General features: G+C 72.4%; 13 protein-coding genes and 3 pseudogenes. 9 read left to right on the top strand and 7 right to left on the bottom strand.

Annotated features, from left to right (window positions below):
• Window positions 1-225 precede the first annotated feature (225 nt).
• The 4 genes and pseudogenes from G7Z13_RS29920 to G7Z13_RS29900 all read right to left on the bottom strand — a co-directional run bounded on the left by G7Z13_RS29920 (window position 226) and on the right by G7Z13_RS29900 (window position 3,222).
• Window positions 226-372 carry a hypothetical protein gene (locus G7Z13_RS29920; protein WP_166003431.1) on the bottom strand — a complete coding sequence of 49 codons (147 nt, stop codon included), beginning with the start codon at window positions 370-372 and terminating at the stop codon, window positions 226-228.
• A gap of 578 nt (window positions 373-950) precedes the next feature.
• A pseudogene (locus G7Z13_RS29910) lies at window positions 951-1,634 on the bottom strand (endonuclease V); the annotation flags it as partial.
• 51 nt (window positions 1,635-1,685) lie between these two features.
• The gene (locus G7Z13_RS29905) at window positions 1,686-2,009 is read right to left on the bottom strand and encodes a plasmid stabilization protein (RefSeq protein WP_166003429.1); all 324 of its coding nucleotides are present in this window, start codon (window positions 2,007-2,009) and stop codon (window positions 1,686-1,688) included.
• A 70-nt stretch (window positions 2,010-2,079) separates the two neighbouring features.
• Window positions 2,080-3,222: an oxidoreductase gene (locus G7Z13_RS29900; RefSeq protein ID WP_166003426.1), complete on the bottom strand. Its 1,143-nt coding sequence runs from the start codon at window positions 3,220-3,222 to the stop codon at window positions 2,080-2,082.
• 317 nt (window positions 3,223-3,539) lie between these two features.
• Between G7Z13_RS29900 and G7Z13_RS29895 the strand changes: the two genes are divergently transcribed.
• The 5 genes from G7Z13_RS29895 (at window position 3,540) to G7Z13_RS29875 (ending at window position 10,495) form a co-directional block, all read left to right on the top strand.
• On the top strand, window positions 3,540-3,956 hold the full coding sequence (locus G7Z13_RS29895) for an SsgA family sporulation/cell division regulator (protein ID WP_166003425.1): 417 nt from the start codon (window positions 3,540-3,542) through the stop codon (window positions 3,954-3,956).
• 458 nt (window positions 3,957-4,414) lie between these two features.
• Window positions 4,415-6,034, top strand: coding sequence for an ABC-F family ATP-binding cassette domain-containing protein (locus G7Z13_RS29890; protein ID WP_166003423.1), 1,620 nt, complete (start codon window positions 4,415-4,417; stop codon window positions 6,032-6,034).
• A gap of 10 nt (window positions 6,035-6,044) precedes the next feature.
• Entirely contained in the window at window positions 6,045-8,303 is a 2,259-nt protein-coding gene (locus tag G7Z13_RS29885) for an excinuclease ABC subunit UvrA (RefSeq protein WP_166003421.1), read from the top strand.
• Between the two features lie 222 nt (window positions 8,304-8,525).
• Window positions 8,526-9,302, top strand: a complete 777-nt coding sequence (ddaH, locus tag G7Z13_RS29880) for a dimethylargininase (RefSeq protein WP_166003419.1) — start codon at window positions 8,526-8,528, stop codon at window positions 9,300-9,302.
• A gap of 218 nt (window positions 9,303-9,520) precedes the next feature.
• Window positions 9,521-10,495: an acyl-ACP desaturase gene (locus G7Z13_RS29875; protein ID WP_166003418.1), complete on the top strand. Its 975-nt coding sequence runs from the start codon at window positions 9,521-9,523 to the stop codon at window positions 10,493-10,495.
• 76 nt (window positions 10,496-10,571) lie between these two features.
• On the opposite strand, the gene G7Z13_RS29870 is transcribed toward G7Z13_RS29875, so the two are convergent.
• Complete coding sequence (locus tag G7Z13_RS29870; protein WP_206313167.1) at window positions 10,572-10,817, bottom strand: WhiB family transcriptional regulator; 246 nt, start codon at window positions 10,815-10,817, stop codon at window positions 10,572-10,574.
• 201 nt (window positions 10,818-11,018) lie between these two features.
• Between G7Z13_RS29870 and G7Z13_RS29865 the strand changes: the two are divergent.
• Window positions 11,019-11,825: pseudogene (locus tag G7Z13_RS29865) on the top strand (VOC family protein).
• Between the two features lie 362 nt (window positions 11,826-12,187).
• On the opposite strand, the pseudogene G7Z13_RS29860 reads toward G7Z13_RS29865, so the two are convergent.
• A pseudogene (locus G7Z13_RS29860) lies at window positions 12,188-13,141 on the bottom strand (LacI family DNA-binding transcriptional regulator); the annotation flags it as partial.
• 140 nt (window positions 13,142-13,281) lie between these two features.
• On the opposite strand from G7Z13_RS29860, the gene G7Z13_RS33900 reads away from it, so the two are divergent.
• The gene (locus tag G7Z13_RS33900) at window positions 13,282-13,656 is read left to right on the top strand and encodes a hypothetical protein (RefSeq protein ID WP_240926389.1); all 375 of its coding nucleotides are present in this window, start codon (window positions 13,282-13,284) and stop codon (window positions 13,654-13,656) included.
• A complete protein-coding gene (locus tag G7Z13_RS29855) occupies window positions 13,584-14,162 on the top strand; it encodes a hypothetical protein (RefSeq protein ID WP_240926388.1) in 579 nt (192 codons plus the stop codon). Before G7Z13_RS33900 ends, G7Z13_RS29855 begins: the two co-directional genes overlap by 73 nt.
• Before the next feature lie 22 nt (window positions 14,163-14,184).
• Here G7Z13_RS29855 and G7Z13_RS29850 read toward each other — a convergent pair whose 3' ends face one another.
• The gene (locus G7Z13_RS29850) at window positions 14,185-15,192 is read right to left on the bottom strand and encodes a multicopper oxidase domain-containing protein (RefSeq protein WP_166003413.1); all 1,008 of its coding nucleotides are present in this window, start codon (window positions 15,190-15,192) and stop codon (window positions 14,185-14,187) included.
• A gap of 305 nt (window positions 15,193-15,497) precedes the next feature.
• On the opposite strand from G7Z13_RS29850, the gene G7Z13_RS29845 reads away from it, so the two are divergent.
• Complete coding sequence (locus tag G7Z13_RS29845; RefSeq protein WP_346768009.1) at window positions 15,498-17,933, top strand: ThuA domain-containing protein; 2,436 nt, start codon at window positions 15,498-15,500, stop codon at window positions 17,931-17,933.
• Window positions 17,934-17,968: the final 35 nt, after the last annotated feature.

The raw sequence follows: 17,968 nt of genomic DNA, 5'->3' as shown, positions 1-17,968 counted from the left end.
GACTGCCGTCGGTCCCGCCCGCCGTTCGAAGGGCACGCACGGGCCGCCGGTCGCGGCGCCGCTCGCAGTGCGCGCGCCGATGAGGTCACGCACCGCCGCTCAAGGACACGCGTAGGCCGCCGGTCGCGTGAGCCCCTCATCCGGCGCACGTGACCGCCCTGGCGCGGGTGACCGCCCCGGCGCACGTGGTCGCCCCGGCGCGCGTCCGTCCCCGTTCGCGCTGCCCTACCGCGGCCACTGGGCGACCGTGTAGATCATCCCGGCTATCCACCCGACGCCCGCGAGCGTGGCGAGGACGAGCGCGGCCGTCACGGCGCGCTCCACGGGGCGGTCGGGGTCGGCGAGCGGCTTGGGAGCACGGTGCGAAGTCATACGGCAAGCGTGCCCCCGATCTCGCCATGGGCACATCCGTACGAGTACTCAGGCCATCTACTCAGCGTCCGGGCGCGGCGGAGTGTCCGGATCCCCTCGCGGGCGGCGGTTCAGACCGGAGCGCCCGAGCCGCCCCTGGGCCACTCCCCCAGCACGGCCGTCACGCGTTTCCGGACGGCCGGGTCGGACGTCTCGTCGGCGAGGCGCGCGGCCAGAGGGCCGATCTGCCAGCCCGCATGGTGGTCGAAGAGCGGCGGCGGCCCCGCCGCGTTGTGGGCGACCTTGGCGACCAACTCGGCGAGACGGACCAGGAGCCGTTGTTCATCGGTGAGCCGGGCCTCGGCCGCGAGCGAGCCGCCGCGGATCCGGTCGAAGACCTCCCGGCCCCGGCTCCACCGCGCGGAATCACCCGCCAGCTCGAGCGCCGCGTCGACCTCCGGGAGCCGTGCCGAGGAAGCCGCCGCCGCGAGGACCTCCCCCGCCCAGGTCACGGGATCGGGCTGCCGCTCGAACAGGGACCGGCCCCATGAGCGGGTGGGACCCTGCGCGGCTCGTGCGGCGACCCGGGCATCGGCCCCCGTCGCCTCGCGCAGCGCCTTGCGGCACAGGGCGTCGGCTTCGCGGGTGGTCTCGGGGAGGCGGTAGCGCGGGGTGAGCGCGAGGGTGTGGGCGCAGGCGTTGTCGAGGGTCACGCGGTGGCCGACGGAGACGAAGACCGGCTTGACGTCGTCGCGGGTGCGCAGGGCGCGGCCGACCTCCTCGTCGTCCGCGCGGAGGGGCGTCGACGCTCCGCGCGGGGCGGCCGGTTCGTCGTAGGCGAAGGTGAAGGGGTTCTTCGCGACGCCGATCGTCGGCAGGCCGGTGAGCACGCCGAGGTGGCTGGCGAGGCCGAAGCGGCGCGGGTGGGCGAGGCCGTAGCCGTCGCAGACGACCAGGCCGGGCGGGCACGGGAGGGCGTCCAGGGCGGCGAGCACGGTCGGGATCTCCCGGAAGGCCAGCAGGCCCGGCACGTACGGGAAGGGGATGCGGCCGACGGCCGTGGCCTCGGCGACGACGTCCAGGGTCGCCGCGTCCAGGACCACGGCCGCCGCCGCCACGACGTCCCGCTCGTCGTCATAGGCGACGTCGACCCCGGTGACGTGCCCGGTGCCGGGCGGCGGCCCCGGCTCGTCCAGCACCACCCGCGCCCGCAGGTCGTCCTGGACGGCGCGGGCCTCTTCCTCGGTCGCGGGCCAGCCCGCGGGAACGCGTACGATCGTCATGGTGGCGACGAGCGTACGGGGCCGGCCGCCCGCGCGGGCCGGCGGTACGGCTCACTTGCCGAGCGCGCGCTGCAACTGGGCCTTGTTCATGTCCGAACGGCCGTGGATGTTGCGCTTCTTGGCCTCCTGGTACAGCTGCTCGTAGGTGGGCCCCTGGGAGCCCTTGCCCGAGCGCTGGCCGCCCCGCTTGCCGGAGGACATGTCCTGTGTGGAGGTGCGGCTGGCGGTCCTGGACTCGCCGGAACGGGCGCGTTCCTTGTTCACCGTGCGCGCCGCGATCTCCTTGGCGCGGCCGGTGCTCTCGCCCCGGTCCTCGGCGCTCTTCTTGATGTGCTCGTACTGACGCTCCCGCTTGGGGCTCGAACCACGAGGCATGTCCGCTCACTTCCTTTCACGATGAGTGAACGGGTACCCACATTGCCGACAACAGGCCTGCCCCGCACGCTCAGTGCTCCAATTGGGCCACCCGGCCCTTCTCCCCGGCGGCCCAGCAGCCGCGGTCCGGCGCGCAGTCCACGGTGTCGTACGACCCGGTGTCGACCGTGCGCCAGGTGCGGCCGGCGTCCGTGGTGAGGTCGGTGCCCGTGGGGCCGACGGCCAGGGCGGCGGCGCGGTGGTGCGGGAGCCAGGCGACGCCGGAGCGGTAGGCGGGCGGGGCCGTGGTGGCGGGGCGCCAGGTACGGCCGCCGTCGGCGGTGTGCGCCGCCGCGCGGGGCGCGCTCTGGTCGGGGCGGTAGTCGCCGCCCACCGCGAGGCCGTGGAGGCGGCCGCCGTGGCGGTCACGGTCACGATCGCCGTCGCCGTCACGGTCGCGGTCGCGGTCGCGGAAGGCGAGCGCGAAGACGCCCCGGGCCGGGTCGCCGGCCGGGAGCGGGGTGTCGGTGGCCGTCCACGTCAGCCCGCGGTCCGCGGAGTGCAGCACCCGCGCGCGTGCCGCCCCGCCGGTGGCCAGCCACACGTCCCGCGGGCCGGAGGCGACCAGGCACTGCCCGCTCGCCGCGAACCCGGCCTCGCCGTCCAGGGCGGGCGGCATGCCCGCGTCCGGCAGCACCGTCCAGGAGCGGCCGCCGTCGCGCGTGGCCAGGATGCGGAACCTGCCGTCCACCGGGTCGCTCATCGCCAGGCCGTGGCGGCGGTCGAAGAAGGTCATGCAGTCGTAGAAGGCGCGCGGGTCGGTGTTGCGGAACGACTCCGTCCAGGTCGCTCCCCCGTCGTCCGTGCGGTACACGCGGGAGGCCTCGCCCTCGCCGATGGCGAGCACCACCGCCCGCCGCGCGTCGAACGCCTCGATGTCCCGGAACTGGAGGTCCGTGGCGCCGGGCGGCGAGACGTTCCGCCAGCTCGCTCCCCCGTCGGTGGTCCGCAGGACCGTTCCGCCGGTGCCGGAGACCCAGGCGACGTCCCGCCCGACGGCGGCGAGGCCGCGGAAGCGCACGTCGGGGGTGCCGGTGTCCTTCAGGGACCATGACCAGGAGGACGAGGACGAGGACGAGGACGAGGACCAGGGCGGGGTCGCCGGGGCCGTGTCGTGTGCCCGCGCGGGGGCGGCGCCGGTGAGGGCGGCCAGTGCCGCGACGGCGGCGATCACCGCCGGTACCCGTCCCCCGTACCCCCTCCCTGGCCCTCGTTCGGCCCGTACCGCGCGTACCGTGCGTCGCCTGCTCCCCCAGCGCCTCATGGCGGGCGAAGCTAGCGGACGCCCGCGGGGGCGTCCAGAGGCCTGGGACCGGAGCGACGGCTGGGACCCCCCGCGGCACATCCATATGACTGAATCACGGCCGGGATGGAACACGGTGACGGAGGTCACTCGGCACGGAGATGCACGGACGCGCCGATTCCGACGTCTCTCCCTGTGCCCGGCCTCATCCCCGGAAGTCCGTCCGGCCGTCAGAAGGGAGCAAGGCGTTGACCACCGTTATCGAGCAGCCCGTCGAGGCCCGCCTCGTCGCCGCCGCGCCGCGGATGCCGAACATCCCGGCCACGCTGTACTACGACCGGCGCGATCCGTTCGCCGTCCGGATGACCTTCCCGGCCCAGGCCACGCTGGAGGGCGTGGAAGTGTGCTGGACCTTCTCCCGCGAACTGCTCGCGGCCGGCCAGGAGGGCCCCGAGGGCCAGGGGGACGTGCGGGTGCGGCCGTACGGCTACGACCGGACCGTCCTGGAGTTCCACGCCCCGGAGGGCACCGCCGTGGTGCACGTCCGCTCGGCCGACGTACGCCGCTTCCTGGAGGCGACCCGCCGCCTGGTGCCGGAGGGCCTTGAGGACGCGTACCTCGACCTGGACCACGATCTGGCGGTGCTGATGCGGGACGCCTGCTGAGGCGGTCCCCGGCACCCGCGCCGCACCCGGCCCGCACCTCAGCCCCCGCGCCCTCGCCGCCTCCGCCCTCAAGCCGCCGCCCCCGCCCCTCGCGCCCCCGCACCTCGCCGCACCGCGCCCGGCAGCTCCCCCGCGGCGCGGGGCACGCACGCGGGTGGCCGGTTAATGCGTTGACACCCTCCGACGGCCGCTCGTACGGTGTACAGCGTTCTGTTGCCGTCGATTGGAGAAGGACGTTGCTCCTCTGAGGTCCTGAGACACCGCGTCACACACCACAGGTGTGTGCGTCGCGTGCGACCTCGGCAGTCGAGCCGTCCCCGCCGTTCTCACGGCATGAACAGGGCCTTCCCGGTTCCCCTTCCGGATGCTGCCGCCCTCACGGACCCCTCCGACGGTCGCCGCCCCCGGTGTCTCGACACGCGTTGCCCCTGACCGCATCACGCAACCGCGAGGCCCTTGTGCATACTTTCCTGACCTGCACCTCCCTGTCCTTCACCTGGCCCGACGGCACCGCCGTCTTCGACGGCCTCGACGCCTCCTTCGGCCCCGGCCGCACCGGACTCGTCGGCGTCAACGGGTCCGGGAAGTCCACCCTGTTGAAGCTGATCGCCGGAGAGCTGACCCCGACCGACGGCGCCGTGCGGATCGCGGGCGAGGTCGGCTATCTCCCGCAGAACGTCACGCTGGACACCAGCCTGCGCGTCGACCAGGTACTGGGCATCGCCGAACGGCGGGCCGCCCTGCACGCCATCGAGGCCGGCGACGCCTCCGAGGAGCACTTCGAGACGGTCGGCGACGACTGGGACGTCGAGGAGCGCGCCCTGGCCACCCTCGGCGAACTCGGCCTCGGCCACATCGACCTGGACCGCACCACGGGCGAGGTGTCCGGCGGCGAGTCGGTGCTGCTGCGGCTGGCCGCGCTGCTGCTGCGCCGCCCGGACGTGCTGCTGCTGGACGAGCCGACGAACAACCTCGACCTGTACGCGCGGCGGCGGCTGTACGCGGCCGTCGAGTCCTGGCCCGGCGTGATGGTCGTGGTCAGCCACGACCGCGAACTCCTCGAACGCGTCGAGCAGATCGCCGATCTGCGCTCCGGACAGATCAGCTGGTACGGCGGCAACTACTCGGCGTACGAGGAGGCGCTCGCCGTCGAACAGGAGGCCGCCGAGCGCATGGTGCGGGTCGCCGAGGCCGACCTGCGCAAGCAGAAGCGGGAACTGGCCGACGCCCAGGTCAAACTGGCCCGCCGCAAGCGGTACGGGCAGAAGATGTGGGACAACAAGCGCGAGCCCAAGATCATCATGAGCGAGCGCAAGCGGCAGGCCCAGATCTCGGCGGGCAAGCACCGCATCATGCACGAGGAGAAGCTCGCCGAGGCCAGGGAACGGCTCGACGAGGCGGTGGAGGCCGTGCGGGACGACGACGAGATCCGCGTCGACCTGCCGTACACCGCCGTGCCGCCGGGCCGCGAGGTGCTCACCCTGCGCGAGCTGGAACTGGCGTACGGCGCGCGCGTGGCGGGTCTGGATGTGCGGGGGCCGGAGCGGATCGCGCTGATCGGCCGCAACGGCGCGGGCAAGACGACGCTGCTGCGGACCGTCGTGGGCGAGCTGGCACCGGTGTCGGGCATCGTGGCGGCGCACGTCCCGCTGCGGTTCCTGCCGCAGCGCCTGGACGTCCTCGACGGCGAGCTGACCGTCGCCGAGAACGTGGCCCGGTTCGCGCCGGGCGCCACCAACAACCGGATCCGGGCGCGACTGGCGCGGTTCCTGTTCCGGGGGGCGCGGGCCGACCAGAAGGCGGCCACCCTGTCCGGCGGCGAGCGCTTCCGGGCGGCGCTGGCCGCGCTGATGCTGGCGGAGCCGGCGCCGCAGCTGCTGCTGCTGGACGAGCCGACGAACAACCTGGACATGGCGAGCGTACGCCAGCTCGTCACGGCCCTGGAGTCGTACGAGGGGGCGCTGATCGTGGCCAGCCACGACCTGCCGTTCCTGGAGTCCATCGGCATCACCCGGTGGCTGATGCTGGACGGGGAACTCTCGGAAATCACGCCAGAAGCTGTCGGGTATCCCGCCTAGCTTCGGGGGCATGAGCGAGTTCATCAGCATCGTCGGAGCCCGGGAGAACAACCTCAAGGACGTCACCCTGCGCATCCCGAAGGGCCGGCTGACCGTGTTCACCGGCGTTTCGGGATCGGGGAAGTCGTCGGTCGTGTTCGACACGATCGCGGTCGAGTCGCAGCGCCAGCTGAACGAGACGTTCAGCTGGTTCGTGCGCAACCGGCTGCCCAAGTACGAGCAGCCGCAGGCGGAGGCGCTGCGTGACCTGTCGCCCGCGATCGTCGTCGACCAGCGGCCGGTCGGGGGCCACTCACGGTCCACGGTCGGCACCATGACCGACGTCTACTCGGTGCTGCGGGTGCTGTTCTCCCGGCACGGCACGCCCAGCGCGGGTCCCGCGACGGCGTACTCGTTCAACGACCCGTCGGGCATGTGCCCGCGCTGCGACGGCCTCGGGCGGACCGTGCAGCCCGCGTGGGACCGCATCATCGACCCCGCGCGGTCGCTGGCGGGCGGGGCGATCCTGTTCCCGCCGTTCGCGGTGGGCACCTGGCAGGGGCAGACGTACACCAACACCACCGACCTGGACGTGCACAAGCCGGTCGGTGAGTTCACCGACGCGGAGCGGGAGTTCCTGCTGCGCGGGCGGGGTACGAAGGTCGTCATCGACGGTTCCGGCGGCTCCTGGGCCCATGACTACGAGGGCCTCGCCGACAAGTTCGAACGGCTGTACCTGAAGCGGGACCTGTCCGCGCTCAGCCAGAAGACCCGCGACGTCGTCGCGCGCTTCCTGGTGGAGGACACCTGCCCGCAGTGCCGCGGGGCGCGGCTGAACGCCGCCGCGCTCGCCACCCGGATCAACGGGCTGTCCATCGCCGACTGCACGCGGATGCAGGTCAGCGATCTGATCGGGGTCCTGCGGGAGATCGGCGACCCGGTGGCCCGGCCGATCGCGGGCGCCGCGGTGGCCGCTCTGGAGCGCATCGAGGCGATCGGCCTCGGCTATCTCAGCCTCGACCGGGAGACCGCCACGCTCTCCGGCGGCGAGGGGCAGCGGCTGAAGACCGTACGGCACCTGGGCTCCAGCCTGACCGGGATGACGTACATCTTCGACGAGCCGAGCGTCGGACTGCACCCGCGCGACGTCGGCCGGCTCGGCGATCTGCTGCTGCGGCTGCGCGACAAGGGCAACACGGTGCTGGTCGTGGAGCACGACCCGGACGTCATCGCGCTCGCCGACCACGTCGTCGACATGGGTCCCCGCGCGGGCGCCGACGGCGGCCGCGTGGTGTTCGAGGGGACTCCGCGCGAGCTGGCCCGGTCCGGGACGCTGACCGGGCGGTGCCTGGGACGCCGTACGCGGCTGAAGGAGCGCACCCGCGCGGCGAGCGGCGAACTGTGGGTCAAGGGCGCCGACCGGCACAACCTGCGGGATGTCACCGTGTGTTTCCCGGCCGGGGTGCTGACCGCGGTGACCGGGGTCGCCGGGTCGGGGAAGAGCACGCTGGTCGCGGAGCTGACCGGGGCGCATCCGGAGGCCGTCGTCGTGGACCAGTCGTCCATCGGCATCTCCGCGCGGTCGACGCCCGCCACCTACCTGGGGGTGATGGACACCGTACGGCGGATCTTCGCCCGGGAGACGGGCGCCGACGCGGGCCTGTTCAGCTTCAACTCGGCGGGCGCGTGCGACACCTGCGAGGGCCGCGGGGTCATCTACACGGACCTCGCCTTCATGGACCCGGTGACGACCGCGTGCCACGCGTGCGAGGGGCGGCGGTTCCGGGAGGACGTGCTGCGGCTGACGGTCCGCGGGCGCTCCGTCGCGGACGTCCTGGAGATGACCGCCGAGCAGGCGCTGGACTTCTTCGACGACTCCGGCGTACGGCGGCGGCTGCGCGCCCTGCGCGACGTGGGGCTCACCTATCTGACCCTCGGCCAGCCCCTGTCGACGCTCTCCGGCGGCGAGCGGCAGCGGATCAAACTGGCGACCCGGCTGCACCGCACCGGCGCGGTGTACGTCCTGGACGAGCCGACGACCGGGCTGCACATGTCGGACGTCGACGGGCTGCTGGCGCTGCTGGACCGGCTGGTCGACGCGGGCAACACCGTCGTGGTCGTCGAGCACAACCTGGACGTGGTGGCCCACGCCGACTGGGTGGTCGACCTCGGCCCGGACGGCGGCCGGGACGGCGGGCGGGTCGTGTTCGAGGGAACCCCGCGCGACCTGCTGGCCGCCGAGGGGTCGTTCACGGCCGAGCATCTGCGGCGGGTGACGGGCGCCGGGTGAGACGCGGCGGCCGGGCCGGGCGGCAGGAGGGCGGTCGGGCGGTCGGGCGGAAGCGTCCCCCCTGGTGGGGACGGCGTGAAGGTCTCGCGGTGCGGCGGCGGGCGCGACCCCGTGCGCGTGGATCGGCGCTGTCCTCTCCGACAATGGGCCTGCATGATGTGCGCCGGCAACCCGACGGGTTCCGGCCACGACCGGAAACACCCATCCGATACGGAGACCCCCGTGCCCAGCAAGAAGGCCCTCATCCGCCGCCCGAGCCCCCGCCTGGCCGAAGGCCTCGTCACGCACGTCGCACGTACGGAGGTCGATGTCGACCGCGCGGTGAAGCAGTGGGAGGCGTACGTCGAGGCGCTGCGCACCCACGGCTGGGAGACCGTCGAGGTCGATCCGGCCGACGACTGCCCCGACTCGGTGTTCGTGGAGGACACCGTGGTCATGTACAAGAACGTCGCTCTGATCACCCGGCCCGGCGCGCAGTCCCGCCGCGCCGAGACCGTCGCCGTGGAGGAGACCGTGGCGAGCCTGGGCTGCTCGGTGAACTGGATCTGGGAGCCCGGCACGCTGGACGGCGGCGACGTCCTGAAGATCGGCGACACCATCTACGTCGGCCGGGGCGGGCGTACCAACGCGGTCGGCGTGCAGCAGCTGCGGGCCGCGTTCGAGCCGCTGGGCGCGCGGGTGGTGTCCGTGCCGGTGAGCAAGGTGCTGCACCTGAAGTCCGCGGTGACGGCGCTGCCCGACGGAACGGTGATCGGGCACATCCCGCTGATGGACACGCCGTCGCTGTTCGGGCGCTTCCTGCACGTGCCGGAGAGGTCCGGGTCCCACGTGGTGCTGCTCGGCGGTCACAAGCTGCTGATGGCGGCCAGCGCGCCGAAGACGGCGGAGCTGTTCGCGGACCTCGGCTACGAGCCGGTCGTGGTGGACATCGGCGAGTTCGAGAAGCTCGAGGGCTGTGTGACATGTCTCTCGGTGCGGCTGCGGGACCTGTACGCCTGACCGAGCGGCCGATGCGCCCGTCATGCCCCGGGACCAGCGGGTCCCGGGGCTTTCCCGCATACCGGGGGTTCCCTTGGGAAGTGGTCCTGAGCAGCGGTCTTTACGGCGATCTTAACCTACGGCTTCGTAACCTACGGATTCGTAGCCTACGATCCCGTAGGTTCCCGGCGCCGCTCGCCGGGGCACCTGTATTGACAGCTCGTCCCCCTGGAGTACCCGTGACGATCGCCTCCCCCCACCTCGGCAGCCCCTCCGTCTGGACCGACGCCCGGCTGCTGTACGCACTGGAGGAAGTGGTCGAGAAGGAGCTCAACCGGCATCTGAAGGTCGCCAAGGACTGGATGCCGCACGAGTACGTGCCGTGGTCGGACGGCCGCAACTTCCCCGGCTTCTTCGAGGACGGCGAGGCCTGGGACAAGGAGCAGTCCAAGGTCACCGAGGTCGGCCGGATCGCGCTGGTGGTGAACCTGCTGACCGAGGACAACCTGCCCAGCTACCACCACGAGATCGCCACCCTCTTCGGCCGGGACGGCGCGTGGGGCACCTGGGTGCACCGCTGGACCGCCGAGGAGGGCCGGCACGGCATCGTGATGCGGGACTACCTGCTCACCTCCCGCGCGGTGGACCCGGACAAGCTGGAGCAGTTCCGGATGGCCCACATGAGCGAGGGCTTCGAGTCCGACAACCGGCACTCGATGCTGCACTCGATCGCCTACGTGGCCTTCCAGGAGCTCGCGACCCGCATCTCCCACCGCAACACCGGTTTCCAGTCCGGCGACCCGGTGTGCGACCGGATGCTGGCGCGCATCGCGACCGACGAGAACCTGCACATGGTCTTCTACCGGAACCTGCTCAAGGCGGCCTTCGAACTGGCCCCCGACCTGACGATGCAGGCGGTGCGGGACGTGGTCGTGAACTTCCGGATGCCCGGACACGGCATCCCCGGCTTCGAGCGGGCCGCCGCCCAGATGGCCATCGGCGAGATCTACAACCTGCGGATCCACCACGACGACGTGCTGCAGCCCGTGCTGCGGTTCCTGAAGGTCATGGAGATCGACGGCCTCGGCCCCGAGGGCCGGCAGGCCCAGGAGGAACTCGGCCTCTACCTGAACGGCCTCGACGCGGAGGCCTCGAAGTTCGACGAGAAGCTGGCGGCCCGCAAGGCCCGCATGGCGGCCCGCGCGGGCGCCTGAGCCCGGCATGGCCGGGTCCGCGCGGGTGAGGCTCCCTCCGGGCCACCGCGCGGACGGCCCCGGCGCGCGCACCGGCTCAGTGCGAGGTGCGGCGCAGCCGGAGGCGTTCCTTCTCGGACAGGCCGCCCCACACGCCGAAGCGTTCGTCGTGGGTGAGGGCGTACTCGAGGCAGGCGGCGCGCATCTCGCACATGCCGCAGATGCGCTTCGCCTCACGCACCGAGCTGCCGGGCTCGGGGAAGAAGAAGTCCGCCCCGGTCTGCGCGCACAGGGCCTGTGCCTGCCAGGTGGCGGAATCCGGCGTGATCGTTTCGAGGTGCATGCCACCGAGGCTGCCGGAGACCGCAAAACGTTCGATCAACGACGGATCAACGCGGTGCTCCGGGGGTGTGGCCGCCCCGATGATGCCGCGCTGCGCGTGCCCGGTGCACGGCGGCGCGCGGAGACGGCAAGAGCGCGATTGTCAGTGGGCGGTGCGAGACTCGGCAGAGCAGGCAACGAGTCCCTTCTGAGGAGGGCGAGGATGCTCACCACCCGTTTCGTCAGCGGCGCTCCCAACTGGGTCGACGTCGGTGCCCCCGACCTCGACGGCGCCGTCTCCTTCTACGGCGGACTCTTCGGCTGGCGCTTCCGCTCGGCGGGACCCGAGGCCGGCGGCTACGGCTTCTTCCAGCTGGACGGCAGGACGGTGGCCGGCGGTATGCGGACCACCCCGGAGCAGGGCCCGCCCTCCTGGACCGTGTACTTCCAGACCCTCGACGCACAGGCCACGGTCGAGGCGGCCGAGCAGGCGCACGGCGGGGTGCTCCTGCGGCCCATGGACGTGCTGGACCAGGGCCGCATGGCGCTCCTCACCGACAAGGCGGGCGTGCCGTTCGGCGTCTGACAGCCGGGCCGGACCAGGGGGATCGACGTGGCGGGCGAGCCCGGCTCGCTGTGCTGGGTGGAGCTGTACACGCGGGACCTGCCGGCCGCCGCCGCGTACTACCACGCGGTGCTGGGTCTGGAGACGTTCGGCGTGCCCTTCCCCGGCGGCGTCTACACCACGGTCACCCCCGCGGGCGGCGGCGAGGAGTCCATGTTCGGCGGCATGGTGCCGCTGTCCGACGACCCGACGGAGGCGGAGGCGCCGCCCTACTGGCTGCCGTACTTCGAGGTCGAGGACGCGGACGCCGCCGTCGCCGACGCCGAGCGCCTGGGCGGCACCGTCCGGATGCCCGCCACCGACATGCCGGACGTCGGCCGCGTCGCCAAGCTGGCGGACCCGTACGGCGCCCGCTTCGCGGTGATCAAAAGCGTGCCGCAGCAGGGAGAAGAGGAGCCGCGGTAGCGGGAGGAGGAGCCCCGTTGCGGGAGGAGCCCTGGTGCGGGAGGAGCCCCGGCAGCGGGAAGCGGGGCCGCAGCAGCGGCAATGAGCCGGGGCTAGGCCGACGCGCGCCGCACCAGCGTCGTCGGCAGGACGACTCCGGCCGGAACGTCGCCTTCGCCCGGGACCACGCGTGCGCCCGCGACGTCACCTCCGACCGAGACGTTGCCTTCGCCCGAGGCGTCACCTGCGGTCGGGACGTCGCCGCCACCCGAGACCTCGCCTCCACCTGAGACCTGGCCTCCGGCCGAGACTCCGCCTGCGCCCGAAACCCCTCCTCCGCCCGAGACAGCACCTCCAACCGGCGCATCGCCCGCCGCCCTGCGGTCCAGTCGCCGCAGCAGCAGCCGCGCCATCAGCCGGCCCATCTCCTCTATGGGCTGACGCACCGTCGTCAGCGGCGGATCGGTCTGCTCGGCCAGCGGCAGCATGTCGTCGAAGCCCACCACGGCGACGTCCTCCGGCACCCGCCGCCCGTGTTCCCGCAGCACGCGCAGCGCACCCGTGGCGGTCAGGTCGTTCGCGGCGAACACGGCGTCCAGACCGGGGACCCGGTCGAGGAGTTGCCGCATGGCGCGCTCGCCGCCCGCGGGGGTGAAGTCGCTCTCCACGACCAGCCGTGGATCGCCGTCCCCCACCACGTCCCGGTAGCCGTCGAGCCGGTCCGCCGCCGAGGTCTGGTCGAGGGGCCCGGTGATGTGCGCGATCCGGGTGCGGCCGAGGCCGGCGAGGTGCCGTACGGCCTGCCGGGCGCCGCCCCGGTTGTCGCTGTCGACGTACACGGCCTGCCGTGTGGCGTCGCTCCAGCCGGGCCGTCCGCCGAACACCGTGGGCACGCCGGCGCCCTGGATCAGGCCGGGCAGCGGGTCGTCGAGGTGCAGCGAGAACACCAGCGCGCCGTCGACGTGGCCGCCCGCGAGATAGCGGGCGACGCGGGCGTGGTCGGCGCGGCCCTCGGTGAGCAGCAGCACCAGCTGGTTGTCGTGGGCGGTCAGCTCCTTGCTGATGCCGCGCAGTTGCAGCGCGAAGAAGGGGTCGGCGAAGACCCGGGACTCCGGTTCGGCGATGACGACGGCGACCGCGTCGTGCCGCTTGGTCACCAGGCTGCGGGCCGCCTGGTTGGGGACGTAGCCCAGTTCCTCCACAGCCTGCCGGACCCGTTCCACGAGGGGCTCGCGGACGCCCTCCCCGCCGTTGACGACCCGGGAGACGGTGGCCCGCGACACGCCCGCCCGCGCGGCCACGGCCTCCAGCGTGGGACGCGACGCTCCCTCGGTCACTTCGGGACTCCTCCTCGGCGGTTGCCGATCAGGATAACCACGGGTGCCGGGCGGCGAGACGGCGGCGCGGGCACCGCGAAATCCCTTGCCGCGCCGCACGCCGGCCGGTGATGATCACGGCATGACGGCGAGCGCTACCCATGTCTGACAGCCCTGCCGGGACACGGCTCGTGCCGTACGCGCGGCTGCCGCGCGGCCACCACGACCTGACCGTCCTGGACAGCACGGTGGACGCCGACGGCCGCGCGCACTGGCTCCTCGGGGAGGCCAGACCACGCGGTGCGGAGCGTGAGCCGTACGACGCCGTGGTGGTCACCGTCGGGGACGGGCGGCCCTACGAGACCCACCTGAGTGCCCTGACTGCCCGCTTCCCGCGCCTCGCCGCCCTCCCCGACGGCGGTTTCCTGGTGGCGGACAGCCGGTCCCGGGAGGGCACGAGCAGGTGCGGGTCTTCGACGCGCTGGGCCGCCCTTCGTGGACGTTCCGCGTCGGTGACGCCATCGAGCACCTGCTGACCGACGCGGCGGGCGACCTGTGGGTCGGCTACTTCGACGAGGGCGTCTACGGCGACGATCCGCTCAGCGCGCCCGGCCTGCGCCACTGGAGCGGCACGGGCGAGAGCGTGTGGGTGTACCGGCCGGTCGGCGGGGCGGACTGGATCTCCGACTGCTACGCGCTGAACGTGTCGGGGCACACCGCGTGGGCCTGCACCTACACGGGCTTCCCGCTGCTGGAGATCGGTGCCGGGCACGCGATCCGGGTGCGGAAGAACCCGGTGCGGGGGGTCAAGGGCCTCGCCGTGCACGGCGATCGCGCGGTGCTGTTCGGCGGCTACGGCGAGGACCACGACCGGCTCGTCGACTGCCGTCTCACGGACACGGCGGTGCGGCCCGTGACCGAGGGCCGGCTGCTCGGTCCCGGTGGTGGCCGGCTCGGCCGCCGCCGGCTGGTCTGCCGCGGCCCGCGGCTCTACGTCCAGGAGCGGCCCGGCACGGAGTGGACCGTCCTGGACATCGGCTGACGTCCGTGCTCATCGGCTGACGTCAGTGCTCGTGCTGCCCGTGCGCCGCACGCGGCGGTGACTCGTGCGGCTGGTGCGGTTCGTGCGGTTCGTGGCCGGGGATCGTGCCGTCCGTCTTCCTCACCAGGAACAGTCCCACCATCCCCATGTCGGAGTGGCTCTGGACATGGCAGTGGTACATCCACGCACCGGCGCCCACCCCCTCCCCCGCGATCACCTGGAAGCCGAAGGAGTCCGCCGGGCCGACGATCTTGTTGTCGATGACGGGGCTGGGGTCCTCGGGGCCGGTCAGCATGCCGGTGCGGTTGTCGGCCCAGCGATGACCGTGCAGGTGGAAGGTGTGGTAGTACTCGCCGTGCGTGATCATCACGAACTCGACCCGGTCGCCCACCGTCGCCTCGAAGTCCGGGCCGGTGTGCGGGGGCCGGTTGTTGATGGTCATGTCGTTGAAGACGATGGTGTGGGTGCGGTCCGGCAGGATGTCGCCCTTGCGGCGGACGATCACCGGCCCGTACAGGCCCTTGCGGATGCCGCCGGTGCCGTGTTCGGTGCCGACGACATGGTCGTGGTAGTGCCAGTAACCCGCGCTGCCCGCCCGCCAGGTGCCGTCCTTGCGGCGGCCGGGGGCGTGGGTGCGCCAGGTGTAGACGCGGGTGCCGCCGGGCTCCACGTCGCTTCTGTTCTGCTTGGTGCCGTCGCTGGAGATCTCGTAGTCGAGGCCGTGGACGTGCAGGCTCACCGGCACGTCCATGGTGTTCTCGAACTCGATGTGCAGGGTGTCGCCCTCGTTCAGCTCGATCAGCGGCCCGGGGATCGTCGCCTTGCCCTTCTCCAGGCCGTAGCCCATCTGCCCGTCGGCGAGCCGCTCGGCGTAGAGCCGGAGCCGTCGCACCTCGCCGCCGGCCGGCGCGGTCCTGACCGGTTCCGCGGCGCCGGCGCCGGTGGCCTCGACCGCCGCCGCCAGGGACAACGATGTCGCGGCGGCCGCGCCGCCCAGGAGCACCCGCCGGTTGAACCCACGTCTGTCCATGCCGAACTCCCCACTCCGGTACGGGATTCGAGACGGTAGCGGGGCTCACGGCGTTTATCCACACCCAGGACAAAGTTGAACTCGTTCCGGTCATACCTATTGGCGAACCGAGCAAAGGGGTCTAGCTTCCTTGGCGCTGTTGCTGTGACCGACGAGGGGTGGGTGGCCACATGCGGTCCACATCGCACCACAGACCGAGGGAACGACGACGGTCGAGGACCGGCGCATTAACCGGCACACAGACCGGCTCACAAACCGGCGCACGACCCGGCGCACGGACCGGCAGACGGGTCGCGACGGCCGCCCTGACCGCCGGTCTCCTCACGGCCGGGCTGCTCTCCGGCTCCGCCGCGAACGCGCGCCCGGCACCGGAGCCGTCCCTGACAACGATGTCCGTCAAGTCGCCGCCGGGCGGCGCGAACGTACGGGTGCTGATCTTCTACGGCTCGGCGGCGGCCGGGGGCGAATCGCCCCTCGTCAACGCCGGGATCGAGGCCATCGAGCGGATCGGGCTGTCGGGTCCCGCGGACCAGCGCTTCAAGGTCGAGGCCACGGACGACGCCGCGGTCTTCGCCGACGAGGCGAGGCTGGGCCGGTTCAACGCCGTCGTGTTCCTCACCGGGGGCGGCGACGTCCTCGACCCGGAGCAGGAGGCGGGCCTGGAGGCGTACATGGAGGCGGGCGGCGGTTTCGTCGGCCTGCACGACGCGGCCCGCGCGGAGCCGTACTCGGACTGGTTCACCGGGCTGATCGGCGCCCGCCCGGCCGCCTCCAGCCCGGCCGCGGTCCAGCGCGCGACGGTCGAGGTCGGCGACCGCCGGCACCCGGCCACCAAGGACCTGCCCGTGCAGTGGAAGCGCCCGGACCGGTGGTTCAACTGGGTGAGGAACCCCTCCGGTGACGTGCACACGGTCGCCCGCGTGCGGGAGTCCACCTACCAGCCCGGAGCGAGCGCCAACGGCTGGGACCATCCGGTCAGCTGGTGCCGTGACTACGACGGCGGCCGCTCCTTCTACACCGGCATGGGCGGCACGGTGTCGTCGTACGACGAGAGCGACTTCCGCGCGCATCTGCGCGGCGCCCTGCTGTGGACCACCCGCCTCGTGCGGGCCGACTGCAAGGCGACGATCAGCGGCAACTACAAGGCCGAGCGGCTCACCAAGCCCAACCAGCCGGGACGGAACGACCAGATCGGCGAACCGCACGGCCTGGTCACCGCCCCCGACGGACGGGTGTTCTACATCGGGCGCGGCGGTGCCGACTCCTCCCAGCCGGTGATCACCGACTGGAACAACCCCGACATCGGCAAGGGCAAGGGCGAGATCCACATCTACGACCCGAAGACCCGGCAGGTGACGCTCGCCGGCGCGCTGACCGTGTTCGGCAACAAGGGCGGTGGGGACGAGCTGGTCAAGGTCGAGGAGGGCCTGCTCGGCATCGAACTGGACCCGCGGTTCGAGGAGAACGGCTGGGTGTATCTGCACTACACCCCGCACTCCGGGATCGACCGCGAGACCCGGATGGCCGAGCGGCGCGTCTCCCGCTTCACCCTCGACCGGAACACGGACAAGCTCGACCTGGGCAGCGAGAAGGTGCTGCTCAAGTGGCCGGTGCAGATCCACAGTTGCTGCCACGCGGGCGGCGGGATGGCCTGGGACTCCAAGGGCAACCTGTACATCGCGACCGGCGACAACAACTCCAGCCGCTTCAGCGACGGTTACTCCGGCAACAACCCGGAGCCGAACTACAAGGGCGTGTCCTTCGCCGACGCGCGCCGCACCGCCGGCAACACCAACAACCTCAACGGCAAGATCCTGCGCATCCACCCCGAGCCCGACGGGACGTACACGATCCCCGAGGGGAACCTCTTCACCGGCAGGGAGACCGACGAGGGCGGCGGCAAGACCCGCGGTGAGATCTACGTCATGGGCGTCAGGAACCCGGCGCGCATCTTCGTCGACAAGACCACCGACATCCTCTACGCGGGCTGGGTCGGCCCCGACGCCTCCGCGCCGTCCCCGGTGTGGGGCCCCGCGAAGTACGACACGTTCGCGGTCATCACCAAGGCGAGCAACCGCGGCTGGCCGTACTGCATGGGCAACAAGCAGCCCTACCGGGACCGCAACCTGCCGGACCCGTCCAAGCCGCTCGGCTGGTACGACTGCGACCGCCCGAAGAACGAGTCGCCCAACAACGACGGCCTGGTCAACCTGCCGCCCGTCACCGGCAACAACATCTGGTACTCCCCGCAGGGCGGCGGCCCCGACTTCCCGCGCGACGCCGCCGGAGTCCCGTCGTACAAGCCGGAGGAGGCCGCCTACCGGCTGCCGTGGCTGAAGGGCGGCGGGCAGGCCGCGATGAACGGGCCGGTCTACCGGCACGCCGCCGTCACGCCCGGCAGCGAGGTCGCCTGGCCCGCGTACTGGGACGGCAAGTGGTTCGTCGGCGACTTCTACGACGCCGACCAGCCCCGCAACGCCGTCCTGATGGACCCGAGGACGCAGGGCGACGGCGGACTGCCGGTGCACTCCGAGTCGCTGAAGAGGATCGTCCCCGTGGGCAACGACGGCATCAGGAACCTGATGGACTGGAAGTTCGGCCCGGACGGCGCGCTGTACGTGCTCGACTACGGCCGCGGCTTCTTCACCTCGGACGCCAAGTCGGCGCTGTGGCGCGTGACGTACACCGGCGGCGGTCCGACTCCGTCCGCCGACCTGCTCGCGAGGGGGTCGCAGTCGTGAGAACCGTACGACGTCAACGAAGAGCGGTGGCCGCC

Origin of the sequence: Streptomyces sp. JB150 (genome assembly GCF_011193355.1) — a bacterium.
GTDB lineage: Bacteria > Actinomycetota > Actinomycetes > Streptomycetales > Streptomycetaceae > Streptomyces.
Note: the sequence above shows the minus strand (reverse complement) of the source record. Positions and strands in the feature narration are given on the sequence as shown.

Bases quoted from the DNA above. Each gene is read 5' to 3' on its own strand.
- G7Z13_RS33900 (WP_240926389.1), top strand. From the start codon at position 13,282: ATGTCTGACAGCCCTGCCGGGACACGGCTCGTGCCGTACGCGCGGCTG.
- G7Z13_RS29920 (WP_166003431.1), bottom strand. From the start codon at position 372: ATGACTTCGCACCGTGCTCCCAAGCCGCTCGCCGACCCCGACCGCCCC.
- G7Z13_RS29870 (WP_206313167.1), bottom strand. From the start codon at position 10,817: ATGCACCTCGAAACGATCACGCCGGATTCCGCCACCTGGCAGGCACAG.
- G7Z13_RS29850 (WP_166003413.1), bottom strand. From the start codon at position 15,192: ATGGACAGACGTGGGTTCAACCGGCGGGTGCTCCTGGGCGGCGCGGCC.
- G7Z13_RS29885 (WP_166003421.1), top strand. From the start codon at position 6,045: ATGAGCGAGTTCATCAGCATCGTCGGAGCCCGGGAGAACAACCTCAAG.
- G7Z13_RS29905 (WP_166003429.1), bottom strand. From the start codon at position 2,009: ATGCCTCGTGGTTCGAGCCCCAAGCGGGAGCGTCAGTACGAGCACATC.